This is a genomic window from Micromonospora sp. HM134 (genome assembly GCF_007833915.1).
Taxonomy (GTDB): Bacteria; Actinomycetota; Actinomycetes; order Mycobacteriales; family Micromonosporaceae; genus Micromonospora; species Micromonospora wenchangensis.
On the sequence record NZ_CP041061.1, the window covers coordinates 5,219,262 to 5,241,967 of the forward strand.

Genomic DNA, 22,706 nt, shown 5'->3' on the forward strand with positions numbered 1-22,706 from the left:
GTGGGCCGGCCGCTCCGCTGCGTCGGCCGGACGGTCGACCCACCCCCGGCCTGACCGTGGGAATCAGGCCGCCCGCCGACCGGGCTGTCCGCTCCCCCGGGCCCGGTCGGCCTCCGGGTGGGCGGCGCCGCGCCACCCACCCGGCAGGGTCAACTCACCCGTTCGGGAAGAGCATCCCGTAGTCCGCGTACGCCATGGCGATGTCGGACTGGGCCCAGAACCGGTGGTAGTTGAAGGTCGGCTCGGGGCCGCCCTTGAGGTACGCGTCGACCTTCGGCCAGTCCGGGTCGTTCTTGTAGAACGACCGGATGTCCAGGAAGCTCTTGCCGGCGGCGATGGTGTCACCGTTGGGCATCTTCCCGGTCCAGCCCGGCGGCACGTAGAGGCCCTGGCCGTCGGCGGCGTTGTAGACGTCGTCGAACCGCTTGTAGTCGCCGCGGGTCTCGGTCGTCGACACACCCTTGCTGTCGCTGGCCGCCGAGAGCGCGTCCAGCAGGCCCTTGCCGGTGGTCTTCGCCTGGGTGTTGCCGGACTTGGCCGCGTAGGCGATCAGGGTCCGGGCGAGGGAGCCGGTGACACCGACGTCCTGACCCTTCGAGCTGACCTCCACGTGCAGGCCGGTGTTGGCCGCCGGGCTGCTCGGGTTCCAGTTGGCGGGCTGGCCCGTCCACTTCAGCTCGGACGGGACCGACCAGTTGGTGCCCAGCGTGGTGTTGGCGATCGCCCACGGCACCCACTTGTCGAGCAGGGCCTTGGCCTTGGTGTTGCCGGTCTCCAGGTACAGCTCGGCGATGCGCTGCATCGACCAGACCTGCATGCCGAACCACTGGTTCGACGGCGGGTCGTTGTAGACCGGGTCGACGTCGTAGAACATGCCGTAGAAGGTGGCGGTGCCCGACGGCGGCTGGGCGTAGCTACCGTCCCAGCTGTTGGTGGCGCCGCCGGCGATGCCGCCCTCGGCCGACTGGAGCCAGGTGTAGAACTCCAGCTGCCGGTCGAGGCTCTTCTGCCAGTCCGCGACGGCGGTCGGGGACTTCGGCTTGAGTTCGCTGATGTTGGTCATCGCCCAGGCCGCGAACGGGTTCTGGTAGCCGAAGTGGCTGTGGCTGGAACCGATCCGCCACGACCAGCCCGCGCTGGCGTCGTACGCGCCGCCCCAGGCGTAGTACCAGGACAGCAGGTAGTGCGCCGAGTCCTTGCCGGTGCCGGCGGGGCAGGTGCTCGCCCCGACGCAGTTGCCGATCTTCTTGAAGTACTTGTCGTACATCGCGTACCGCAGGTAGTCGCCCATCTTGGCGGCCTTGGCCACGGTGGCGGCGACGTCGGCCTGCTTGCCCTGCGCCTTGGCCCAGGTCAGCGCCCAGTACGCGGCCTGCACGGCGCGGGCGTCGGCGTCCGGGGCGTTGGTGTACTTCCACTGCTTGGCGGGGGCGCCCGAGTCCTTGACGAACAGGTCGAGGTAGCCGTACTGACCGCCGTGCTTGAAGGTGTCGCAGGACGGCTGCGGGATGGTCTCCCACACCGACTCCTGCGTGCCGCGCTGGAAGGTGTTGATGTACGCCGGCTTGGTGGTGCCGTCACCGCAGCGACCGAAGCCGTAGGTGTTGTCGACGTCCATCAGCCAGTGCATGCCGTAGATGTCACCGGTGCCGTAGGTGGACTGCAGCTCCGAGCGCAGCGGGTCCTGGCCGACGGAGACGCTCGGGTTCAGCGCCGACGGGTACTGGCTGGGCAGGTTGTACTCGGCGGCGTACTGCGGGGTGCCGGCGACGCCCGCGGTGGGCTGGTCGGCGTGCGACGGGATGATGTACTTCTCCATCACCGTCCAGGCGTTGTTGAACGGCGACCAGTTCTGGGTCACCCGGCCGTAGTAGGCCTCCAGCCACAGCCAGTAGCTGAACGCCTCGGAGGTGGTCTCGTGGCCGTGGTCGGGCGCCTCGACGATCAGCGTCTCGATCGAGTGGTACGGCACGCCCTCGGGGCTGAAGTAGCCCGAGTTCTTGATCTTGCCGTACTGCTCCAGGAACTTCGCCACGTAGGCGTTGTCCCCGCCGGGGGTGTCGTTGTCGATCTCGGTGGCGGTGACCACCACCGAGGAGACTCCGGTGCCGGCCGCGGTGATGGTGGCGGTGCCACCGGCGGTGTCGGTGTCCTCCGCCGCGGCGACCGTGACGGTGACCCCGGTGTTCCAGTTGCTCGGGGTCAGCGTGACGCTGGTCGGCGAGACCGTGATGTCGCTGTCACCGGTGCGGGTGAGGGTGACCGGCACGTTGCCCGACGGCGCGGCGCTGAGCTTGAGGTTGAAGGTGGTGCTGCCACCCTCGTTGACACTCACCGAGGAGGGCGTGGCGACCAGCGCCGGGCCGGTGGCCGCGTTGACGGTGAACGACTTCTCCGACACGCCGATGCCGTTGGCGTTGTCGTACGCCTTCGCCTGGACCGTGTAGCTGCCGGCCGGCAGCGAGGTCAGCGTGTACGCGTACGGCGCGGAGGTGTCGGTGTTGACCAGCAGGCCGTTGCGGTAGAACTCGACCTTGCTGATCGTCCCGTCCGGGTCGCTGGCGGTGGCGGTCAGCGGCACGTCGGCCGGCGCGGTGAACGGGCCGGAGGGCACGCCGAGGGTGACCGTCGGCGGCTGGTTGGCCGGGGTGCCGTTGCACGGGGTGCCGTTGAGGGTGAACGACGTCGGCTTCGGGTTGCTGCCCGAGTAGGAGCCGTTGAAGCCGATGGTGGTGGAGCCCCCGGTCCCGATGTTGCCGTTGTAGGACTCGTTGGTCGCGGTGACCTCGCTGCCGCTCTGGCTCCACTTCGCCGACCAGCCCTGGGTGACCCGCTGGCTGCTGTTCGGGAAGGTCCACTTGAGCGACCAACTGCTGAGCGCGTCGCCCAGGTTCTTGATGGTGACGTTCGCGGTGAAGCCGCTGCCCCAGTCGTTGGTGGCGTAGACCACGTCGCAGGCCGGCGCGGCCTGGGCCGCGCTGGCCGGCAGGCCCACCCCGCCGATGGCGAGTGCGGTGGCGGCGAGCATCGCCGTGCGGCGACGTCTTGCCATGAGTCTCATGTGCGCGGTGTCTCCTCGGACCGGGCCGGGGCTGCGGGCCCCGGCGGAGGCACCTCCACGCGCTGTCACAGGGGTGCGCGGGGGGACGGAGGTGCCGGAATGGTGGTCGGTCCGGCCGGTGGGCCGGGGCAGGGACGGGGTACGGCCGCTGCGGCCGTCGTGCCGTTCCTTCGGGTGCCGTCCGGGAGACCCGGATGCCCTCGGCGACCCATCACTCGCGCGTGTCTGGCTCCGCTGCGTTGATTCGACAGTGTGCCATGGAAGCGCTCCCACAACAACTACCTCTGTCGAAACGCAGGTCGATGTTTCGATCTCGTTTAGGGGCTTTCACAAAGCCGTGACGGGCGTTACAGTCGCAGCATCGCCGATGGGAGCGCTTCCATCGACGGAGATGCAACAAGTGAAGGTCACAACCGTGGTCGCCCGACCACGGGGTTCAGCCCGAACGGCTGACGACGGGCCAGCCCGGACACCGTCGCCAGCCACACCCCACCATCACGGAGGGAGGTGGAACCAGAGCCACTCGCGTGGCCCGGCTCCCGCGCGACACGCACGGCCGGACGCCAATTCGAGCGTGCGTGTGTGCAACACAGGTGGGGACGGGGGTTGCCCTCCCCCGTCCCCACACTAAACCCCCGTACTCGACGGGAAAAGAGGCCGACGGGTCAGGCGTGCGCGCCGCCCGGCCGGCCTCGATCGCTATCTGCCCCTCGGCAGATCGGCCGACCGTCCCTGACGACGCCCGTCACACTCGCCATTCCCCATCCCGGCCGCCCACGCGCGGCCCTCTAGGCTGGCGGTCCGCCCCCGAGGCGGCCGGGCCGTCGCACGCCCGCGCTGGGAGCGCTCCCGGCCGTCGGGGTGGCCCGCACCCTGAGGAGAAACATCCATGTCGATACTCACCCGGCGACGCCTGCTGCGCCGCGCCGCGCTCTCCGCCACCGCCACCGCCGGCGCCGGGCTCTCCGCCGCCGCCACTGGCGCCGGACTGACCGCGGCCACCGGCGTCCTCGCCGCCGGCTGCGACGCGCCGAAGGGTGGCGATCCGACCGCCGACCCCGCCGCGGAGCGGGTGCGTTTCCCGCACGACTTCGGCTGGGGCGCCGCCACCTCGGCGTACCAGATCGAGGGCGCCGCCAAGGAGGACGGCCGGGGCGAATCGGTCTGGGACACCTTCAGCCACACCCCCGGCCGCACCCGCAACGGCGACACCGGGGACGTGGCCGCCGACCACTACCACCGCTGGGCCGACGACCTGGACCTGATGCGCGACCTCGGGCTGCGCAGCTACCGGTTCTCCATCTCCTGGCCCCGCATCCAGGCCGACGGCACCGGCAAGCCCAACCAGCGCGGGCTCGACTTCTACAAGCGGATCATCGGCGGCCTGCACGAACGCGGCATCGCCCCGATGGTCACCCTGTTCCACTGGGACCTGCCGCAGGCGTTGCAGGACGACGGCGGCTGGGAGAACCGGGACACCGCCCACCGGTTCGCCGACTACGCCGACGTGGTCTTCCGGGGCATCGGCGACCAGGTGCCGGTGTGGTTGACCGTCAACGAGCCGAAGACCGTGGTGCAGAACGGCTACCTCTGGGGCCACCACGCCCCCGGCCGGCAGGACGCCGACGCCGCCTACCTGGTCGCCCACCACCTCCAGCTCGCCCACGGCCTCGCCGTGCGCGCGCTGCGGGCCACCGGCCACGACACCCGGATCGGCCCGGCGCTGAACCTGCACCCGTGCTACCCGGCCGACGACAGCCCGGCCGCGGCCGCCGCCGCCAAGCTGCACGACGGGTACGAGAACCGGCTGTACCTGGACTCGATCCTCACCGGCGCCTACCCGGCCGACGTGCTGGCCGACCTCGGCCCGGACAGCCGGATGGCCAAGGGCATCCGCGACGGCGACCTGGCGACCATCGCCAGCCCGGTGGACCTGCTCGCGGTGCAGTACTACACCCCGCTCTACCTGACCGGCAACGGCAACACCGTCACCCGCTGGCCCACCAGCGAGGCGGACTGGCAGCAGATCTACCCGCAGGGCATGTACGACATCCTGACCCGGGTCACCCGCGACTACGGGCCGATCCCGATCACCGTCACCGAAAACGGCCTGCCCTGTCCGGACACCCTCGGCCCGGACGGCACCGTCGACGACGCCGGCCGGATCGCCTTCCTGCGCGACCATCTCACCGCCGCCCACCGGGCCATCGCCGACGGGGTGCCGCTGGAGAGCTACCACGTCTGGTCGCTGCTCGACAACTTCGAGTGGGCCGAAGGCTACGACCAGCGCTGGGGACTGGTCTACGTGGACTACCCGACCCAGCGGCGGATTCCGAAGCGCAGCGCCCACTGGTACCGCCAGGTCATCCGGGACAACGGCCTGTAGGCCGTCGACGGAGCCGGAACGCCACCGGCACGGCCGGACCGCGTGGGGGCGGTCCGGCCCGGCAGCCGAACGACGGCCGGGCAGCCGACCGGAGGCCCGTCAGCGGGGCAGCGCCTGCTGGAGTTCCGCGCGCAACGCCGGGGTCAGCATCTCGCCGGCCTGCTTGGCCAGCCGGGCCATCTCGTAGCCCACCACGCCGATGTCCGCGTCCGCGCCGGCCAGGGTGGCCAGGATCGAACCGTCCCGGATCTGCATCACCAGGAAGTAGCCCCGGCCCATCTCGACCACGGTCTGCTTGACGACGTCCCCGTCGAACATCTGGGCCGCGCCCGCGGTGATGCTCATCAGCCCCGAGGTCACGGCGGCCAGCTTGTCCGCGTGGTCGCGGGGCAACTGCGCCGAGATCGCCACCAGCAGACCGTCCGAGGAGACCACCACCGCGTGCGCCACCCCGGGCACCCGCTCGGCGAACGCGTTGACCAACCAGTTCAGGTCACGCGCCTCCTGGCTCAGTGTCATCACTGTCGTCCTCCTTCGCTGCGCGCACCCGGCGGCAAGATTAACTCGGTGGTCTCCTCGGCCTCGGCACGGCGCACGCCGCTGTAGAGCCGGGACAGCATCCCGCCCACCGCCTCCGGGTCCGGGTCCTCACGGACCCGGGCCGACGGCGGCCGGGCCGGCTCGGTCACCGAGGTCAGCTGGGCCATCGGCACCCGCACCGGCAACCCCCGGTCGTTGGTGCCACCGGTGACCGGGACCAGCGGCGGCGCCGGGGTGTTCCCACCCAGGGTGGCCGGCGACGACGGGGCGGGGCCCTGCCGGGACCACCAGCCGCCGTCGGCCGGCGGGGCCGGTGGCCGCACCTGCGCGGCGCGGGCCGGGAGCTGGTTGGGCGGCGACGAAACCGGGCGACGGCCGGCCACCGGCAGCTCCGCCGGACCTGCCGCGCCGGGCCCGGGCCACGCCGCCGGCCGCGAGGGCGGCCCGACCGGAGCGGCCGGCGGCCCCACGGGACGGGGCATCAGGCCGGCGGGGGCCACGGGGGCCAGCGCCCGCGACCCGGATGACCCGGTCGGCGGTGACCCGTCCAGCTCCGGCGCGGGGGCGAGCAGGGTCGCCGGCAGGGTCAGCCGGGCCACCAGCCCCTGCCCCTGCGCGGTCAGCCGCACGCCGACGCCGTGCCGGGCGGCCAGGTGGCTGACCACGAAGTGACCCATCCGCTCGACCGCCGCCACGTCGGCCACCGGCGGCTCCGCCAACACCGCGTTGGCCTGCGCCAACGCGGTCGGGCTCATGCCGAGGCCGGCATCGGCGATCTCCACCACCGCACCACCGCCCTCGGCCCGCGCGGTCACCCGGACCAGGGTGTCCGGCCGGGAGAAGGCGGTCGCGTTCTCCAGCAGCTCCGCCACCAGGTGCACCAGTTCCCCGACGGCGTGCCCCACCACGTACAGGTCGGCCACCGACTCGTGGCGGACCCGCTGGTACTGCTCGATCTCGGCGCTGGCCGCGAGCAGCACCGCACCCAACCGCACCGGCCGGTTCCACCGGCGGGTCGACTCGGTGCCGGCGAGCACCAGCAGGCTCTCGTCGTTACGGCGCATCCGGGCGGCCAGGTGGTCCAGCTTGAACAGGTTCTCCAACTGGTCCGGGTCGGCCTCCTCCCGTTCCAGGTCGTCCAGCAGCTCCAGTTGCCGCTCCACCAGCACCTGGCTGCGCCGGGCCAGGTTGACGAACATCGCGTTGACCGTACGGCGGGTCTCCGCCTGCTCCACCGCGACGCTTACCGCGCTGCGGTGCACCGCCACGAACGCCTCGGCCAGCTCGCCGATCTCGTCCAGCGAGCGGACCACGGCCGGCGGCACGTCGATCGCCGGCACCCCGCCGTCGACGGTCCGCAGCCGCTTCAGGGCGTGCGGCAGCTCCACCTGGGCGATCCGCAACGCCTGGTCGCGCAGCCGCTGCATCGAATTCGCGATCGACCGGCCGACGAGGACGGCCAGCAGCACCGCCAGGGCCAGCACCACCACGATGCCGCCCAGCACCAGCAGGGTGGTGCGCAACTGGTCGCCGCTGACCTGTTCGGCCCGGACCACCGCGTCGTCGAGCACCCGGTCCTCCAGCTGCCGCAGCAGCTCCTGCCGCTGCTCGCTGGCCGTCCACCACTGGTTGGCGGGCAGCACCGCGGGCAGGGCGGTGCCGCCGGTGCTGATGCTCTTCTCCTCCAGCCGGGTGGCGTCCACGAACGCCCCGGTCCGCGAGGTCCGGTCGTACGCCTGGATCTGGGCGGTCGTCGCGGCCACCCGGAACGCGCCCAGCGCGGCGAGCTGCTGCGCCCGCAGGTCGGTGAGGTTGACCTGGTCCTCCAGGCCGTACCGGCCGGCGCGGGCGGCGGCGTACAACTGGCCCCTGATCCGCGAGGACAACTCCTTGACCCGGGCCAGCTGCACGTAGCGCAGCACCGCGTCGGTCAACTCCGGACGGTCCGGCCCCGGGCTCGGCTCGGCGAGCAGGCCGAGCAGCGCCTCCACCGCCCGGTGGTAGTTGCCCAGGATGGTGTCGCTGCTCAGCACCGCCGGCGGCACCGCCGAGCGGATGTAGACCACCTGGTCGTACGCCTCCACCGCCTCGGCGTAGGCGACCTGCCAGGCGGCGTCGGAGTCGGCCAGCGGCCCGGCCGCCTCGCGCAACGCCCCGAAGGCCGTGTCGGTGGCGGCGTGCAGCGGCCGGAGCGCGACCAGCGCCGCGTCCCGGTCGGCGGCGCTGCCCGCCCGGCGCAGCGCGGCCAGCTCACCGGCCGTCCGGTCGCGTTCCTGCTGGAGCCGGTCCACCGCCGTGGTGATCTGCTGCCCGATGCCGACCTGCCGGGCGAAGTCGTTGAGCGCGGTGGTCCGCCCCACCAGCCCCGCGGTCTGCACCCCGGCCAGCACCAGGAACGCCACCGACGGGATGACCAGGACGGTGGCGAGTTTCGTGCGCATCCGCCAGTCCCGCAGCCGCAACGGCGAACGTCGCCGGTGCGGCACGACCCGTTCGTCGAACCGGTTCCGACCCGGCGACTCCGCGCTCGGTGTCGGGTCGGGACCTGCGTCCACGTCTCGCCTCCTCGGCTCCCGTCCCCACGACGGGGGGCCGGGTCCATCCAACCAGGCCAGACAGCGGTGTCAACGGGTCGACGGCGCATCCGGGCGGGCAGAGCCGCCTGCTGGAAGCGCCGAGGTCGGCGAGGGGTCCTCCTCCGTACGGCCGGTGCCGGCGAGCCGGTCCGCGTCGGGCACCCGGCCCAGCGCGACCAGCGCGGCCCCGGTCGCCCCGATCTCCCGCTCGGCGCGGTGCCGGACCGGACGCGGCGCGAGCACGGCGGCGAACGCCGTACGCCACCATGCGGAGGCGGTCACCGCTCCCCCGCCGAGCACCACCTCGACGGGTGCGTCGACACCGGACTCCAGCACGGCGAGGTCGTCGGCGACCATCCGGCACAGCCCGGTCATCAGCCCGGCGAGGATGTCCACCCCGGTGCTGGAGAAGCTGAGCCCGCGCAGCTCCCCCGAGCCGGCCGGGGCCAGACCGGGGGGCCGGTCCCCGCCGAGGCGGGGGTTGGCCGGGAGCACGCCGTCCGGTGCGATCCGGGCCAGCGCGGCGTCGAGGTCGGGCCCCTGCGGCAGCCGCAGTTCCCGGTCGGCCCAGGCGAACAGGTTCCCGCCGCTGGAGTAGGCCGCCCCGGTCACCACGTGCTCGTGGTCCACCCGGTAGCGCCACAACGAGGCCGGCAGGGGTGGCAGCGGCGTCCCGGCCGGAACCCGCTGGACCAGGCGTACCGCGGCCGAGGTGCCGACGGTGACCGCCGCCCGGCGGGGGTCGACGCAGCCCGAGCCGACGTTGGAGGCGGCCCCGTCGCCGACCGGGGCGGCCCAGCGCGCCCCGGCCAGCTGCGGCCACCGCCGGGCGTGCTCGGCGCTCAGCCGGCCCTGCCAGTCCATCGGGGCCAGCTCCGGCAGCTCACCCGGCCGGGCCCCGGCCACCGCGACGGCCTCGTCGTCCCAGGCCAGCCGGCTCAGGTCGAGCAGGCCGGTGCCGGAGGCCATGGACACCGACATGGGCGCGTCGTCGAGCAGCTGACCGAGGACGTACTCGACCAGGCCGGCGAAGCGGGTCACCCCGGCCGTGGAGTCCCGCAGCCAGGGCAGCCGCACCGACCAGTAGCAGCGGTGCCACCACGCCCCGGTACGCGCGTGGAAGTCCTCCGGGTCGGCCGGGCCGGAGGCCCCCGGCGGCGGCGTGGCCCGGGTGTCCAACCAGGTCAGCACCGGGCCGAGCGGGTCACCGGACCGGTCCAGGGGCAGCACCGAGTGCCACTGCGCGCAGACCGCGACCAGGCCGACGTCGCGCAGGTGACCGGCGGCGGCCAACTCGTCGAGGCACTCGGTGAGGCCGGCGAGGTAGCCGGCGGCGTCCAGGGTGCCGGTGCCGTCCCCGGCGACGGTCAGGTGCACCCGGCGGCGGGCCAACGCTCCCGGCAGCGGATCGGCGTCGGCGTCGAGCACCAGGCCGCGGACCGAGGAGGTGCCCAGGTCGAGAGCGAGAATGTTCATCGCGGGTCACGGTACCCGGCGGTACGGGTGGGAACGCCCTTCCCCGGCGCGGGCGTACCGCCTAGGGTGTCGGTATGCCCGCGCACCTGACCTGCTGGTGGCCCGCCGACCCGGCGGCCGTCCCCCGCGCGTAGCTATCCACGCGGCCGCCCGACGAGGCGGCCGACGGTCCTCCCCCGGCACCCGGGGCCGCCCGACGACGAGGCGACCCGACCCGGAGGAGAAACCCGATGAACCACCTCTACGACCTGCTCGCCGCCGTCGCCGACGGCGTGGACCCGGGCCCGTTCGCCCTGCTGCGCCGCGACGGCGTCGACCACGTGGACCTGTTCACCGGCCCGGTCGACGTCGCCGCCCGGCTGGCCGACCTGCCGCTGCCCGAGGGCGGCCCGGGGCCCCGCACGCTGGCGCTGGTGCCGTACCGGCAGATAGCCGAACGGGGCTTCGCCTGCGTCGACGACGGCGTCCCGCTGGAGTACCTGACCGTCACCGGGCACGCCACGCTGCCCCTGGCCGACCTGCTCGCCGCCCTGCCGGCCGGGCCGGTGGTCTGCGCCGACGCCGCCTTCGACGTCGACGACGACGAGTACGCGCGGGTCGTCGACCGGGTGCTGGCCGAGGAGATCGGTCGGGGTGCGGGGGCGAACTTCGTCATCCACCGCACCCTGCACGCCACGGTGCAGGGCGTCCCGTTGGGCGCCGCGCTGGCGGCGCTGGGCCGGCTGCTGCGCGACGAGCGGGGCGCGTACTGGACGTTCCTGGTGCACACCGGCACCCGGACGCTTGTCGGCGCGAGCCCGGAACGGCACGTCAGCGTCGACGACGGGCTGGTCATGATGAACCCGATCAGCGGCACCTTCCGGCACACCGGGGCCACCGCCGGGCGGGACGCGCTGCTGCGGTTCCTGCACGACCCGAAGGAGGTCGAGGAGCTGTACATGGTCCTCGACGAGGAGCTGAAGATGATGGCCGGCGTCGCCGAGCACGGCGGGCAGGTCGTCGGGCCGTACCTCAAGGAGATGGCGCACCTGGCGCACACCGAGTACCTGCTGGCCGGCCGGGGCACCCGCGACGTCCGGGAGGTGCTGCGGGAGACCATGTTCGCCCCGACGGTGACCGGCAGCCCGATGCAGAACGCCTGCCGGGTGATCGCCCGGCACGAACGTACCGGCCGGCGCTACTACTCGGGGGTGCTGGCGCTGCTGGGCCGCGACGCCGAGGGCCGGCAGACGTTGGACGCGCCCATCCTGATCCGGACCGCCGAGATCTCCCCCACCGGGCGGCTGCGGGTGCCCGTCGGGGCGACCCTGGTCCGGCACTCCACCGCCGCCGGTGAGGTCGCCGAGACGCACGCCAAGGCCGCCGGGGTGCTCGCCGCGCTGGGGCTGGGCCCGCAGGCGTCGACCGACGGGCCGTACCCGCCGGTGCGGTGGGCCGACGACCCGGAGGTACGGGCGGTGCTCGCCGCCCGCAACACCCCGCTGGCCCGGTTCTGGCTCGACCAGCGGGGCCCCGGCGCGTCGGTGCTGCCCGGGGCGGCCGGCCGGCGGGCGCTGGTGGTCGACGGGGAGGACACCTTCACCGGGATGCTCGCCCACCAGTTGCGTGCCCTGGGCCTGACGGTGGACGTGCGGCCCTGGCACGCCCCCGGCCCCGACGCCGGGTACGACCTGGTGGTGGTCGGCCCCGGGCCGGGCGATCCGGGCGCGGTCGACGATCCGAAGATGGCCGCCCTACGCGGGCTGCTGACCGGGCGGCTCGACGCCGGGCTGCCCACCCTGGCGGTGTGCCTGGGGCATCAGCTGCTCAGCGGGCTGCTGGGGTTGACGCTGCACCGCCGCGCCGCGCCCTACCAGGGTCTGCAACGGGAGGTGTCGCTGTTCGGGGTGCCGCGCCGGGTGGGTTTCTACTCGACGTTCACCGCGCGGGCGGGCACCGACCGGGTCGGGTCGCCGTACGGGCCGGTGGACCTGGCCCGGGACCCGGCCGACGGGTCGGTGCACGCGCTGCGCGGGGCGACCTTCGCCGGGGTGCAGTTCCACCCGGAGTCGGTGCTCAGCCGCGACGGCCTGGCGGTGCTGGCCGAGCTGCTGGGGCAGTTGCTGGCCCGGCCGGCGCTGACGGCGGGTGGCGGACCGGTGGGCGGGTAGCGGCGGGCCACCGGTGGGCCGGGCGGGACTCTCGGCCCGTCCGGCCACCGGTGGCCTCCGCCCGGCCCGCCCGGCGGCTCAGCCGGCGAGGCCGCGCTTGACGGCGGCGCCGATCCGTACGGCCCGCTTGGCGGTCAGCGCGGTGGCCGCGAGCGCCACGTGGTCCGGGGCGACCTCCCCGTTGTTGCTGGTGTGCGAGGCGCCGTACGGGTTGCCGGCGACGAACTGGCTCGGGTCGGTGTAGCCGGGGGTCACCACCACGCCACCCCAGTGGTAGAAGATCGTGAACAGCGACAGCAGGGTCGACTCCTGGCCGCCGTGCGAGGTGGCGGTGGAGGTGAAGCCGCTGTAGACCTTGTCGGCCAGCGCGCCGTTGGCCCACAGCGGGCCGGTGGTGTCGATGAACTGCTTGAGCTGGGCGGCGATCATGCCGTACCGGGTGGGGGAACCGAAGATGACCACGTCGGCCCAGGCCAGGTCGTCGATCTCGGCCTCCATCACGTCCTGGGTCTCCAGGCGGTGCGCCTGCCAGCCCGCGTTGGAGCGGATCGCCTCGTCGGGCGCCAACTCCCGTACCTTGCGCAGGCGCACCTCGGCCCCCGCCTCGCCGGCGGCCTCGACCGCCGCCTGCGCCATCTGGTAGGTGATCCCGGTCGCGCTGTAGTAGATGACCGCTACCTTGACCTGGCCGTCCATCGTCTGTGTCCTCCTCGGTTCGGGTCAGCTCCGGCGACTACCCGGTGCTTGCCGGGTCAAACGTCCGCCCGTGGCATGATCCGGACATGCAGCTACGCGCGGCGACCCCCGGTGACTGGCCGGCGATCTGGCCGTTCCTGCGGGAGATCGTGGCGGCCGGCGAGACGTACACCTGGCCGCGCGACGTGGGTGAGGACGACGCCCGCCGACGCTGGATGGTCGCCCCGCCCGGCCGCACGGTGGTCGCGGTGGACGACGACGCGTCGGTGCTGGGGACGGCGAAGCTGGTCGCCAACCAGGAGGGTCCGGGCGACCACGTGGCGAACGCGAGTTTCATGGTCGCGTCGGCGGCGTCGGGCCGGGGTGTCGGCCGGGCGCTCGGGGCGTACGTGCTGGAGCTGGCCCGGCGGGACGGCTACCGGGCGATGCAGTTCAACGCGGTGGTGGCCAGCAACACCCGGGCGGTGGCGCTGTGGCGGTCGCTGGGGTTCACGGTGGTGGGCCGGGTGCCCGAGGCTTTCCGCCATCCCGGTCTCGGCCCGGTCGACCTGCTGGTGATGCACCGCCGGCTCGACTGACCTGCGGCGGTGCGGGGCGGCGGGTCCCCGGCCGGCCGCCCCGCACCGGCGACCCCGGCGCGGCTCAAGATTTGCGCAAGTTCCAGCCGGGAACGCTCCCACGGGTGGGCCGGGAGGCGATCCTGATGGGCACGGATGCCGGGGGTAGAGGCCACCACCGGTGACCCGGGGGGACCTGCACGGGGGATCGCGCTCCGCCGGTTCGGCAACCGGCGTAGCGCGATCAGGGGTGTCCGCCCGGTGTCGGTACCTGCTCCTATGCTGACCGGCGTGGTGGAGCTGACCGGCGACGAGGCGTTGACGTTGCGGATGACCGCGCTGGCCCTGCGGGAGCATCCGGCCGGCCGCCCGTCGGGTGTCGCGGGCGTGGTGGAGTGGTTCGGGGCGATGCAGGCCCAGGACGCGGCGAGCGGCCTGTGGTCGTTGGGGTTGCGGCTGCCCGGCCACACCGAGGCCGACGTGCGGGCCGCCCTGGAACGCCGCGAGGCGCTGCGCACCTGGCCGATGCGCGGCACCGTGCACCTGGTGCCCGGCCGCGACGCCCGCTGGATGCTCGACCTCACCGGCGTACGGGCGCTGGCCGGCGCGCCGGCCCGGCGGGCCGTGCTCGGGCTGACCGAGGCCGAGGCCGACCGGGCCGCCGACGTGCTCGGCGCGGCGCTGGCCGGCGGCGGCCGGCTGACCCGCGCGCAGTGCCTGGACACCCTCGCCGCCGCCGGGGTCGACGTCTCCGGTCAACGCGGCTACCACCTGCTCTGGTATGCCAGCCAGCGGGGCGTCACCTGCATCGCCCCGCACGTGGGCACCGAGCAGACCTTCGCGCTGCTCGACGAGTGGGTCCCCGACCCGCACCGGCCCGAGCGGGACGAGGCGCTGGGCATCCTGGCCGGGCGGTACTTCCGCAGCCACGGGCCGACGACCCGGCGCGACTTCACCGGGTGGACGGGGCTGACCGCCGCCGACACGAAACGGGCCGTCGCGGTCGCCACCGACGCCGGGACGCTGACCACCGTCCGGGTCGACGGGGTGGAGTCGCACCTCGACCCGGCGCTGCTGGACGCGCCCCGGCTGCCGGTGGACGACGTGCACGTGCTGCCCGGCTTCGACGAGTACCTGCTCGGCTTCAAGGACCGCGCCCTGATGGTCGAGCCGGCGCACCTGAAGGCGGTGATCCCCGGCGGCAACGGCGTCTTCCAGTCGACGGTGGTGCGCGGCGGCCGGGTGGTGGGCACCTGGAAGCGCCGCCTCGCCCGGACCAGGGTAACCGTGACGGTGCAGCCGCTGGTCCCGCTGGACGCGTCGACCCGGCAGCGGGTCGACGCGGCGCTGGAGGGTTACGCCCGCTTCCTCGGCCTGCCGCTGCACCTCACCTGGTAGGTCCCGCCAACTCCGTCAGGCCACCGACGCTCCCGGCCCACCGACGCTCCCGGCCCGCCGGCTCTGCCGGCCCGCCGCGTCGCTGGTCCCCGGGTCCCGACCTCCGATCGGCCTGCCGCAGGACAGCGGCGCCCGCGTCCGGCTGCACGCGACCCCGGCACGGGTGACGCCAGGCCACACCCGGTCACCCTGCGCTACCAGCGATTCTTGTCACCGAGAGCGACCGTCGGTCATCCGCCACCACCCGGGCCAGCACCTCAGCGGAACGAGCAAATTGCCCTTGAGCTGCACTTTCGTCGCAACACCCCGCCGACCGCCACCAACCCCTCACGGAGACTTTGCTCTGCTGCCCCCGACGCGACAGCCACGACGAGTAGCTGTCGCGTCGACGGCAGCAGAGCAAAGCGTCCGGAGGTGATGTGGTGCGCCCAGGCATAACGTCACTGTCCGTGTCGATGGGCACGGGTGGGTGAGCGGGCAGACGGGCGGGCGACGAGACAGGAGGGTGGGCCGGGTCCGGCGACGGGCGGGAGGCCGGACACCTGAGGGGCACCGAGGCAGCGGGCGGCGCGGGGCGGCAGAGCAGCAGGGCGGCGCGGAGCAGCGGGCCACCTGGGCGGCGGAGCAGTAGGGCAGCAGAGCAGGGTCCGCGGACCGGTGGGCGCACGCCGCCGGGGGCCGGGTGGGCGTGCGGCCACCGATCCGGGGTGATGGGGGCGGGCTGTCAGTCGCCGAGCGCGCCGGCCGACCGGCCCTCGTGCAGCGTCAGGTTCCGGCCGGTCGACGGGTCGAACAGGTGGATCTTCTCCAGGTTGAACCAGACCCGCCGGTCCTCGCCCTCCTGCACCGGCGACTCGGCCGACAACCGGGTCACCAGGTTGCCCCCGCCGCCGCTGAAGTCGGCCCCGGCGTCGGCGGCCAGCTCCTCCAGCTCGGCGGCGCTGGCCCGCTGCCCCTCGACGGTGAAGTAGACGTACTTGTCGGAGCCCATCGACTCGACGATCTCGGCGGGGGCGGTGAACTCCATGCCCCGGGCCCGCGCCTCGTCGTCGATCAGCTCGGCGTCCTCGAAGTGCTCGGGGCGGATGCCCAGGATCAGCTCCCGGGGCGCGTCGGCCCCCTCCAGTTCACGGCGGATGCGCTCGCCGATCGGCACGTCACCCAGGGCGGTACGCAGCTTCCCGTCCTCGACGGCGGCGTGCAGGAAGTTCATCGACGGGGAGCCGATGAACCCGGCGACGAACAGGTTGCGGGGGTGGTCGTACAGCTCCTGGGGCGGGCCGACCTGCTGGATCGCGCCGCCCCGCATGATCACCACGCGGTCGCCGAGGGTCATCGCCTCGGTCTGGTCGTGGGTCACGTAGACGGTGGTGGTGCCGAGCTTCTTCTGCAACCGGGACACCACCGTGCGCATCTGCACCCGCAGCTTGGCGTCCAGGTTGGACAGCGGCTCGTCCATCAGGAAAGCCTTGGGCTGCCGGACGATGGCCCGGCCCATCGCCACCCGCTGCCGCTGCCCACCGGAGAGGTTCGCCGGCTTGCGGTCCAGCAGCGGGGTCAGCTCCAGCACCTTCGCCGCCTCGTCCACCTTGGCGGTGATGGTCTCCTTGTCGAGCTTGGCCAGCCGCAGCGGGAACGCCATGTTCTCCCGCACGGTCATGTTCGGGTAGAGCGCGTACGACTGGAACACCATCGCGATGTCCCGGTCCCGGGGGGCCTTGTCGTTGACCCGTTCCCCGCCGATGCGCAGTTCCCCGGAGCTGATGTCCTCCAGCCCGGCGATCATGTTGAGGGTGGTGGACTTCCCGCACCCGGACGGGCCGACCAGGATGACGAACTCGCCGTCGGCGATCTCCAGGTCGACGTCCTGCACCGCCACGGTGCCGTCGGGGAAACTCTTGCTCACCTTGTCCAGCACGATGTCAGCCATTGTTGTCACCTATCCCTTGACGGCGCCGGAGGTCAGACCGGAGACGATGCGGCGCTGGAAGAACAGCACGAACGCGATGATCGGAATGGTGATCACCACGGCGGCGGCGCAGATCGCCCCGGTGGGGTCCTCGAACTGCGACTCGCCGGTGAAGAACGACAGCGCCACCGGCACCGTCCGGGCCCGCTCGGTCGAGGTGAGCGTGATGGCGAACAGGAAGTCGTTCCAGCAGAAGATGAAGACCAGGATCGCCGTGGTGAACAGCCCCGGCGCGGCCAGCGGGGCGATGACCCGGCGGAACGCCTGCCCCTGGGTGGCGCCGTCCATCTTCGCCGCCTTCTCCAGGTCCCACGGGATCTGCTTGAAGAACGCCGACAGCGTGTAGATCGCCAGCGGCAGGGCGAAGGTGATGTACGGCAGGATCAGCCCCGGCCAGGTGTCGAAGAGGCCGAGCTGCCGTTCGATCTCGAACAGCGGCGACACCAGCGACACCTGCGGGAACATCGCGATCAGCAGGGACACCCCGACCAGCAGGCGCTTGCCGGGGAAGTCCAGCCGGCTGATCGCGTACGCGGCCATCGCGCCGAGCACCACCGCGATCAGCGTGGCGATCAGGGCGATGCCGATCGAGTTGACCAGGGCCCGGACGAACTGGTCGGTGTCGAAGATGGTCTTGTAGTTGTCGAGCGTCCACTCCCTCGGCCAGAACTTGCCGTCGGTGAGGGTGGCCGGAGTCTTGAACGACAGTGAGGCGATCCAGAGCACCGGGACCAGGGCGAACACGACGACGATGACGTCGATCAGGCCCCAGCGCAGCTTCGCCCGGGTGGTGGTGTCGGCCATGTCAGCGCCTCTCCCCGTCGTCGCTGCCCGGGGCAGCGGTGCCGAACAGCTTCACGAAGACGAACGCGATGATCGCCACCGTGATGAAGATCAGCACGGACATCGTGGAGCCGATGCCGAGGTTGAGCCCCCGGATCAGGTTGTTGTAGGCGAGCATCGACACCGACGAGGTCTCGTTGCCGCCGTTGGTGAGCACGAAGATGTTGTCGAAGACCCGGAACGCGTCCAGGGTGCGGAACAGCAGCGCGACGAGGATGGCCGGCTTCATCACCGGCAGCATCACCTTGGTGAACCGCTGCCAGGCCGTCGCCCCGTCGGTGGAGGCCGCCTTGAGCAGGTCCTCCGGCACCAGCGCCAGCCCGGCCATCAGCAGCAGGGCCATGAACGGGGTGGTCTTCCAGATCTCGGCCAGCATGATGATCGCCAGCGAGCTGGCCCGTTCGGTCAGCGGGGCGCTGCCGTCGAACAGGTTGGCCAGGTAGCCGGTGCCGGGCGTCCAGGCGTACCGCCAGGAGAACGCGGCGACGACCGTGACGATGCCGTAGGGGATGAGCGCGGCGGTCCGCACGATGCCCCGGCCGACCAGGGTGCGGTGCATGACCAGGGCCAGCCCCATGCCGAGCACCAGTTCCACCGCGACGGTGACCACCGTGATCAGCATGGTCACCCCGAACGCGGTCCACCAGAACTCGTTGGTGAGCACGGTGACGTAGTTCTCCAGCCCGATGAACTCGCGCTGGTCGGGGAAGCGCAGGTCGAAGCGCTGCAACGACAACCAGACCGAATAGATGATCGGGTACGCGGTGACCAGCACCATGACCAGCGCGGCCGGGGCGCAGAGCAGCCAGCCCAGCTTCCGTTCGGCCTTCTTGTTCTCGCTCAGCGGGGCGCGCCGGCTCACGGCAGGACCCCCTTGGACTGGAGCGCGTCGGAGATCGCCTCGCGCAGTTCCTTGGCGGTCTGCTCCGGCCGGATCGCCGACGGCGGCGACAGGATCGCCGACATGACCGTGGAGATGCTCTGGTACGCGGGGGTCAGCGGGCGGACCGCCGGCTCCTTCAGCTCCTCCAGGATGGTCTCCTTCATCGGGTACGCCTCGTCCATCTCCGGGTCGTCGTAGACCGCCTCGATGGTCGGGGGCACCCCGTCGTTGATCGCGGAGAACTTCTGGTTCCTGGCGTCCCGGAGGCACTTCGCCGCCTCGAACGACTCGGTGGGGTGCTTGGAGTAGGCGCTGACCGCCATGTTGACCCCGCCGATGGTGACCTTGCTGGGGGTGTTCGCGTCGATGCCGGGCACCCGGGCCCACTTGACCTTCTTGGCCAACTCCGGGTCGGCCTCCTGCAACGCCGGGTAGACGAAGGGCCAGTTGACCTGGAACGCGCCGTTGCCGGACTGGAAGTCCAGCCGGACCGGGTCCTCGGTGGAGTTGCTGAACGACGGCGACGTCACGCCCGACGTGGCGAACCGCTGGAGCTGGTCGAGGGCCTTGACCGTGCCGGAGTCCATCACGGCCTTCTTGCCGTCGTCGCTGAGGATCTTGCCGCCGGCGCTCTCGGCCAGGGTGTTGTAGAGCACTACCAGGCCCTCGTACTGCGCGCCCATGGTGAGCACCTGGTACGGCTTGCCCTGCCCCTTGAGGTCCTTGGCGGCGGTGATCATGTCGTCCCAGGTGGCCGGGGCCTGCGGGACGAGGTCACTGCGGTACCAGAGCAGCTGAACGTTGGTGTTCTTCGGGGCCCCGTAGAGCTTGTCCTCGTACCGGGCGGTGTCCAGCGGGCCGGCGAGGGTGCCCTGTTCGACCTCGGCCTTGTCCTGGCCGGTCCACTCGCGGATCCACTTGGCGCTGGCGAACTCCTGGGTCCAGGTGACGTCGAGGCCGAGCACGTCCATCCCGGTGTCCTCGGCGGCCAGCCGGCGGACGAGCTGCACGCGCTGGTCGTCGGCCTGCCGGGGCAGCACCCGGTAGGCGATCTTGTAGCGCCCCTCGGCGCGGGTGTTGCAGTCGTCGACCACCTTCTGCAGGTTCTGCTCGGGCGGGTAGTACAGGTTGATCGTGGGCGTACCACCGCCACCGTCGTCGGTGCCGCACGCGGCCAGTGGCGCGACCAGCGCCAGCGCGGCGGCGGCCGCCCCGGCCCGGAGCGCCGGCCGACGCCGGTGTCGGGCCGTTCCGGGGTCCGTCATCGCCCCTCCCCCTCTCTTCGGCGAAAACCGGGGAGGTCAACCCGTGCCCCGGTGCACGGCAATCCGTTACCGGGCCGGTGAAGTGCGGAAACGCGCCGCCCCGGGGTGTTGCGTGCGCCTACACTGCCCGACCTGCGAAGTCGTGAAACCTGTCGGTAACCGGAGTCGGGGCGGGTGGGGCCGGGCCCACCGCGCAGGCGTCACCGGCGTCCGGGTCGTGCCCGTGCGGGCGGTTTCAGCGCCGGGCCCCGGCCCAGGACAGGAAACGTTCGGTCATCCGGGCCGGCGGGTGCTCCGGGTGCAGTTGGGCGAGCTGGTTGGTCGCCTCGTGCATCAGGGTGCCGAGGTAGACCAGCAGCCCGGTGCGGTCCCTGCGGTACTCGGTGAGCAGGGCGAGCTCGGCCGGCTGGCAGGGTCACTCCCGGCCACAGTTGCGGCACCGCCACAGCGGGCGCATCGCGACGTGCGGGACCGGCGGCCGGGCGCCCACGAAGGATCATGAAGGCCGTCGACGGCCACCACGACACCGGCGGGCGCTTCCTGCGGATGCTGGACCGGTTGGGTCGGCTCGACGCCGAGCCCACCTGGCTGCGGGAGTGGATCGCGTTCGAGTCGCCGACAACCTGCCCGGCCGGGTGCTGGTGCGCGACACCAAGGACCGCGAGGGCGGCACCCTCCACTTCGACCGTAAGGCCTGGACCGCGTTCGTCGGCTACGCCAAGCGGCACTGACCCGGCCGGCCGACCGGGCTAGATCGACTCAGTTGGGGCGGTACAGCGGTATCGAGGTGCGACGGACACCGCAGCATCGGCCCCAAGAAGTCGATCAACCGCGCCGCCCCCGTCCCGGCGGGCATCGCGCGTCCCGACCGGCATCGCGCGTCCCGTCGGCTGTCCACGACTGTCCGGATGGCGGGCGCGGTGGGCTGTCCCCGGGCGTGCCGCGTGCACTAGCGTTGACGCACTCACTCCACCAAGCCAGCGCGTCGCCGTCGTAGTCGATACGCCTCCGGCCGACATCAGCCTGCCCGTTCGGTGGGTTCTCCCGCGAACTCCCACTGCGCGCCTACCGGTCCGGGCAGGATCGTCCTCAACGAGGAGGTGCCCCGTGGTGCAGGACACCCGCGCTCTCGCCCTGACGTTCGAGGTGAGCGGCCTGCCACCGGTGAAAACCGAGGCGCTGTCCATCTTCGCCGCCGGCCATCGGCAGGCGACGAGGGTACGCGCCCTACTCGAAGCGGCCTGCGCCGCGGCCCAGCAGACCGGCTGGACGCCGCTGGCCGGGCCGGTCGAGGTCGACCTGATCCTGCGGTGCCCACCCGGGCACCGCACCTCCGACGCCAGCACCCTGCTGGGCGGGGTGTGCGCGGTGCTCCAGGACAAGAAACGGGTGGCGAACATCGGGTTGGCCCACCTCGGGGTCCTGGTCGACGTCGCGCTCTACGCCGACGACCGGCAGATCCGCCGGTTGTCGTACCGGGAGGAACCGGCGGAGAACCTCTCGTACCAGGTCCGGGTGGCCGCCGCGCCAGCCGTGGTTTGACCGACGCCCGCGGTGGGGTACCGCGGACGCCGACGAAGGGAGCACCGATGTCGGAGCCACATGTCACGCTCGACCCGCGCGGGCTCGACCCGGTGCAGCAGAAGCTGCGCGGCCCGCTGGAGGATCAGCTGACCTCGGCCCTGCAGGCCGCCACCGACCGGGTCCGCGCCAGCTACGCGGGCGAACCGGTCGAGCAGGTCTGCCAACGGCTGCTCGACGAGACCCGTTCCGGGCTGCACCCGGACATCGCCGCCGGCTTCCGCCCCGACATGGACGAGTTCTGCCGGGTCGCGGTGGCGATCGTCCGCAACGAGATCTCCTGAACCCGGGCGGCGGGCGGGGTCGGCGTCCCGGCCGGGCCCGCCGCCACCGGGACGTCGACGCCGGGGTCCACCGACCGGCGGCCCGGCGACGAACCGACCGATGCCGAGGCCCGGTCGGTCAGTAGCGGCCGAGGTTGGCCGCCGGGCAGATCACGATGCGCGGGGCGTGCCGTGGGTCCAGCCAGCGCAGCACCGACACCAGGTCGGCGTGGGACAGGCTGACGCAGCCGGCGGTCGGACCGCCGGCTGCGGTGCTGAACTCGTGCAGGAAGATGCCGCTGCCGGCGCCGGGCACCGGCTTGGCCACGTGCGGCGGCATGTTGTAGGTGATCACCGCGAAATGGGTGTACGCCGGAACCTCCCGCCACAGCGCCTCGCTGTAACCGCCCGGGTTCGTGGTGCTGTGCTGGAACGTGTTGTAGGCCGGCGAGTCGGGGTTCTCGTTCCACCAGTCGTTCGTGACCACCCGGTGGTACGGGAAACGTACGCCCGGGTCGGCGGCGATGCCGTACATGGTGGGGCCGAACGCGTACACGCCGGTCGGGGTGGTCGCCACCCCCTCGGTGTGGTGGTCGCTGAAGCCCTTCGCGCCCACCCGGGCGGCGAGCGGGGCGGAGACCGGCACCCAGTGGCCGCCCGCCCGGTGGAACGTCTCCAGGGTGGCGTAGGTGGTCGGGTAACCGGAGCCGGTGACGATGACGACCTGCCGGGTCGCGGCGGGCAGGGTGGTCAACCGGGAGGCCCGGTTCGGTGGCGGGACCGGCCGTCCCCGGCCCGCCGCCGGGTCCGTGTCGCGCCCGTCCGTCCCGGATGAGGTCCGCATTCCGCCCATGATCGCACCGTCGGCGGTCCGGCGACGCCCCGCCGCCCCGGGGCCGGTGCTCCGCCCGGCGGGGCGCGTGGCACGGATGGTTGGGTCAGGGTCGGGTCCGCAACTCCCCGACCCTGACCGCCAGCCGTCCGGCCCGGCAGCGGTTCGCGCCGGTGCGGACGCGACGGGCGGGTCAGGCCGCTACCGTCGGGCCCGGCACACGGACCAGG

At 72.7% G+C, this 22,706-nt stretch carries 17 protein-coding genes; 7 read left to right on the forward strand and 10 right to left on the reverse strand.

The genetic code is table 11. From position 1 onward, the window contains the following. Positions 1–154 precede the first annotated feature (154 nt). Complete coding sequence (locus tag FJK98_RS22440) at positions 155–3,061, reverse strand: glycoside hydrolase family 48 protein (RefSeq protein ID WP_145920765.1); 2,907 nt, start codon at positions 3,059–3,061, stop codon at positions 155–157. Between the two features lie 889 nt (positions 3,062–3,950). Here FJK98_RS22440 and FJK98_RS22445 point away from each other — a divergent pair. Next, positions 3,951–5,447: a GH1 family beta-glucosidase gene (locus FJK98_RS22445; protein WP_145920766.1), complete on the forward strand. Its 1,497-nt coding sequence runs from the start codon at positions 3,951–3,953 to the stop codon at positions 5,445–5,447. A 99-nt stretch (positions 5,448–5,546) separates the two neighbouring features. On the opposite strand, the gene FJK98_RS22450 is transcribed toward FJK98_RS22445, so the two are convergent. The 3 genes from FJK98_RS22450 to FJK98_RS22460 all read right to left on the reverse strand — a co-directional run bounded on the left by FJK98_RS22450 (position 5,547) and on the right by FJK98_RS22460 (position 10,039). After that, positions 5,547–5,960 carry a roadblock/LC7 domain-containing protein gene (locus FJK98_RS22450; protein WP_204926246.1) on the reverse strand — a complete coding sequence of 138 codons (414 nt, stop codon included), beginning with the start codon at positions 5,958–5,960 and terminating at the stop codon, positions 5,547–5,549. 5 nt (positions 5,961–5,965) lie between these two features. Further along, positions 5,966–8,542 (reverse strand): nitrate- and nitrite sensing domain-containing protein, encoded by a 2,577-nt coding sequence (locus tag FJK98_RS22455; RefSeq protein WP_240762275.1) that lies wholly within the window; start codon positions 8,540–8,542, stop codon positions 5,966–5,968. 69 nt (positions 8,543–8,611) lie between these two features. Then, positions 8,612–10,039: an FGGY family carbohydrate kinase gene (locus FJK98_RS22460; RefSeq protein ID WP_145920767.1), complete on the reverse strand. Its 1,428-nt coding sequence runs from the start codon at positions 10,037–10,039 to the stop codon at positions 8,612–8,614. 230 nt (positions 10,040–10,269) lie between these two features. On the opposite strand from FJK98_RS22460, the gene FJK98_RS22465 reads away from it, so the two are divergent. Then, positions 10,270–12,189, forward strand: a complete 1,920-nt coding sequence (locus FJK98_RS22465; protein ID WP_145920768.1) for an anthranilate synthase family protein — start codon at positions 10,270–10,272, stop codon at positions 12,187–12,189. Positions 12,190–12,267: 78 nt separating this feature from the next. Here the strand turns inward: FJK98_RS22465 and wrbA are convergent, their stop codons facing one another. Continuing rightward, positions 12,268–12,885 (reverse strand): NAD(P)H:quinone oxidoreductase, encoded by a 618-nt coding sequence (gene wrbA / locus FJK98_RS22470; RefSeq protein WP_145920769.1) that lies wholly within the window; start codon positions 12,883–12,885, stop codon positions 12,268–12,270. Between the two features lie 86 nt (positions 12,886–12,971). Here wrbA and FJK98_RS22475 point away from each other — a divergent pair, with 86 nt between their 5' ends. Next, the gene (locus FJK98_RS22475; protein WP_145920770.1) at positions 12,972–13,463 is read left to right on the forward strand and encodes a GNAT family N-acetyltransferase; all 492 of its coding nucleotides are present in this window, start codon (positions 12,972–12,974) and stop codon (positions 13,461–13,463) included. A 258-nt stretch (positions 13,464–13,721) separates the two neighbouring features. Continuing rightward, the gene (locus FJK98_RS22480; protein WP_240762277.1) at positions 13,722–14,840 is read left to right on the forward strand and encodes a winged helix DNA-binding domain-containing protein; all 1,119 of its coding nucleotides are present in this window, start codon (positions 13,722–13,724) and stop codon (positions 14,838–14,840) included. Between the two features lie 724 nt (positions 14,841–15,564). On the opposite strand, the gene FJK98_RS22485 is transcribed toward FJK98_RS22480, so the two are convergent. Genes FJK98_RS22485 through FJK98_RS22500 form a run of 4 tightly spaced genes read right to left on the reverse strand, consistent with a single transcriptional unit; the run spans position 15,565 to position 19,800 of the window. Next, positions 15,565–16,770 (reverse strand): ABC transporter ATP-binding protein, encoded by a 1,206-nt coding sequence (locus FJK98_RS22485; RefSeq protein WP_145920771.1) that lies wholly within the window; start codon positions 16,768–16,770, stop codon positions 15,565–15,567. Positions 16,771–16,779: 9 nt separating this feature from the next. Next, entirely contained in the window at positions 16,780–17,613 is an 834-nt protein-coding gene (locus FJK98_RS22490) for a carbohydrate ABC transporter permease (protein WP_145920772.1), read from the reverse strand. 1 nt (position 17,614) lies between these two features. Then, positions 17,615–18,514, reverse strand: coding sequence for a carbohydrate ABC transporter permease (locus tag FJK98_RS22495; RefSeq protein WP_088647563.1), 900 nt, complete (start codon positions 18,512–18,514; stop codon positions 17,615–17,617). After that, positions 18,511–19,800, reverse strand: a complete 1,290-nt coding sequence (locus tag FJK98_RS22500) for an ABC transporter substrate-binding protein (protein ID WP_145920773.1) — start codon at positions 19,798–19,800, stop codon at positions 18,511–18,513. Before FJK98_RS22500 ends, FJK98_RS22495 begins: the two co-directional genes overlap by 4 nt. A gap of 584 nt (positions 19,801–20,384) precedes the next feature. Between FJK98_RS22500 and FJK98_RS22510 the strand changes: the two genes are divergently transcribed. From FJK98_RS22510 to FJK98_RS22520, 3 genes are all read left to right on the forward strand, one after another. After that, a complete protein-coding gene (locus tag FJK98_RS22510; protein ID WP_145922940.1) occupies positions 20,385–20,531 on the forward strand; it encodes a DUF397 domain-containing protein in 147 nt (48 codons plus the stop codon). Between the two features lie 379 nt (positions 20,532–20,910). Further along, positions 20,911–21,342: a hypothetical protein gene (locus FJK98_RS22515; RefSeq protein WP_145922941.1), complete on the forward strand. Its 432-nt coding sequence runs from the start codon at positions 20,911–20,913 to the stop codon at positions 21,340–21,342. A gap of 47 nt (positions 21,343–21,389) precedes the next feature. Then, positions 21,390–21,665, forward strand: coding sequence for a hypothetical protein (locus tag FJK98_RS22520; RefSeq protein WP_088647566.1), 276 nt, complete (start codon positions 21,390–21,392; stop codon positions 21,663–21,665). Between the two features lie 118 nt (positions 21,666–21,783). On the opposite strand, the gene FJK98_RS22525 is transcribed toward FJK98_RS22520, so the two are convergent. After that, positions 21,784–22,488: a L,D-transpeptidase gene (locus FJK98_RS22525; RefSeq protein ID WP_145920774.1), complete on the reverse strand. Its 705-nt coding sequence runs from the start codon at positions 22,486–22,488 to the stop codon at positions 21,784–21,786. Positions 22,489–22,706: the final 218 nt, after the last annotated feature.

What these genes read in the sequence shown, in the direction of transcription:
- FJK98_RS22440 (WP_145920765.1), bottom strand. Translation starts at nt 3,061, where the DNA reads ATGAGACTCATGGCAAGACGTCGCCGCACGGCGATGCTCGCCGCCACC.
- FJK98_RS22445 (WP_145920766.1), top strand. Translation starts at nt 3,951, where the DNA reads ATGTCGATACTCACCCGGCGACGCCTGCTGCGCCGCGCCGCGCTCTCC.
- FJK98_RS22460 (WP_145920767.1), bottom strand. Translation starts at nt 10,039, where the DNA reads ATGAACATTCTCGCTCTCGACCTGGGCACCTCCTCGGTCCGCGGCCTG.
- FJK98_RS22465 (WP_145920768.1), top strand. Translation starts at nt 10,270, where the DNA reads ATGAACCACCTCTACGACCTGCTCGCCGCCGTCGCCGACGGCGTGGAC.
- wrbA (WP_145920769.1), bottom strand. Translation starts at nt 12,885, where the DNA reads ATGGACGGCCAGGTCAAGGTAGCGGTCATCTACTACAGCGCGACCGGG.
- FJK98_RS22475 (WP_145920770.1), top strand. Translation starts at nt 12,972, where the DNA reads ATGCAGCTACGCGCGGCGACCCCCGGTGACTGGCCGGCGATCTGGCCG.
- FJK98_RS22480 (WP_240762277.1), top strand. Translation starts at nt 13,722, where the DNA reads ATGCTGACCGGCGTGGTGGAGCTGACCGGCGACGAGGCGTTGACGTTG.
- FJK98_RS22485 (WP_145920771.1), bottom strand. Translation starts at nt 16,770, where the DNA reads ATGGCTGACATCGTGCTGGACAAGGTGAGCAAGAGTTTCCCCGACGGC.
- FJK98_RS22490 (WP_145920772.1), bottom strand. Translation starts at nt 17,613, where the DNA reads ATGGCCGACACCACCACCCGGGCGAAGCTGCGCTGGGGCCTGATCGAC.
- FJK98_RS22500 (WP_145920773.1), bottom strand. Translation starts at nt 19,800, where the DNA reads ATGACGGACCCCGGAACGGCCCGACACCGGCGTCGGCCGGCGCTCCGG.
- FJK98_RS22520 (WP_088647566.1), top strand. Translation starts at nt 21,390, where the DNA reads ATGTCGGAGCCACATGTCACGCTCGACCCGCGCGGGCTCGACCCGGTG.
- FJK98_RS22525 (WP_145920774.1), bottom strand. Translation starts at nt 22,488, where the DNA reads ATGCGGACCTCATCCGGGACGGACGGGCGCGACACGGACCCGGCGGCG.